Here is a 1,104-nt window from a genome sequence, read left to right as displayed (position 1 = left end):
CGGAGGAATTTCCTTGCCGGTAATCTCCGAGACCTTCATCAGGAATTCGTCGGTCGCCTGAACACCCAGCGGATAATGGAACGAAGCCGTAACCTGACCGACCTCCTTGCAATATTCCAGCGTTTTGCGCGTGTTATAGTGCTGCAGCGACAGGGTCGCTTCGGCATTCAACGCCGTTTTCAAGTCCTCGATCTTCGTGCCGCCGTCATACATGCGGTACGTACCGTCAGACGGCGTGTCGAACTGGTCGGAGGCATCCTGGATGAAGATGTAGGATACGCCCATCATGTCGAGCAGGCGCTTCAGTTCGCGGTTGTTGCCGACGCAGAAGCCGTCGAAGCCGGGAATGATGTTGATGGCTTGAGCAACCTCCTTCCGCTCGTTGCCTTTCCAGAAGTTCTCCAGAATGCCCTTGATCATGCCGTCATAGCCATCGACGTGGCTGCCGACGAAGGCAGGCGTGTGGGCGAAAGGAACATCGAAGTCGTGCGGGACCGACCCTTCGTTCTTTGCGTTTTCGATGAAGCCGTGGAGGTCGTCTCCAATGACTTCGGCCATGCAGGTGGTCGAGACGGCGATCATCTTCGGATCGTAGAGCTTGTATGTATTGGCGAGCCCGTCGACCATGTTCTTCAACCCGCCGAACACTGCCGCGTCCTCCGTCATCGAGGACGAGACCGCCGATGAAGGCTCCTTGAAGTGACGCGACAGATGCGAACGGTAATAAGCGACGCAGCCCTGGCTGCCATGGACGAAGGACATCGTTTGCTCAAAGCCTGCGGCTGCGAAGACGGCACCGAGCGGCTGGCAGGCTTTGGCCGGGTTCACGACCAGGGCTTCGCGGCCCAGGTTCTTTTCGCGATACTCCCAGGTCTTCGTGAAGTCGTTTTGATCGGCAACGACCTGATCCGGGTGGGGGCATTCGAAATTGGCTTTCTTCTCGGCGAGCATCTGCCTGTATTCCGGCTCGCGGAACAGGGGAGCATGGTCGAGAACTTTTTCCGCCGACTGCGGCATAGTAAGCACCTTTCTTTTCATCGCGCCGCACCGGTGGCGGCAATGGGATGTCATCTGTCACGAGTGCGGATCAAGTCCGATGGGAAG

1 protein-coding gene is annotated in these 1,104 nt (G+C 57.7%); it reads right to left on the bottom strand.

What is annotated here, in order from left to right:
* On the bottom strand, nucleotides 1-1,017 hold a 1,017-nt coding region (gene nifK, locus GA0061105_RS32125; RefSeq protein WP_092755373.1), incomplete at its 3' end, for a nitrogenase molybdenum-iron protein subunit beta.
* Nucleotides 1,018-1,104 lie beyond the last annotated feature (87 nt).

Origin of the sequence: Rhizobium aethiopicum, from assembly GCF_900094625.1 — a bacterium.
GTDB lineage: Bacteria > Pseudomonadota > Alphaproteobacteria > Rhizobiales > Rhizobiaceae > Rhizobium > Rhizobium aethiopicum.
Note: the sequence above shows the minus strand (reverse complement) of the source record. Positions and strands in the feature narration are given on the sequence as shown.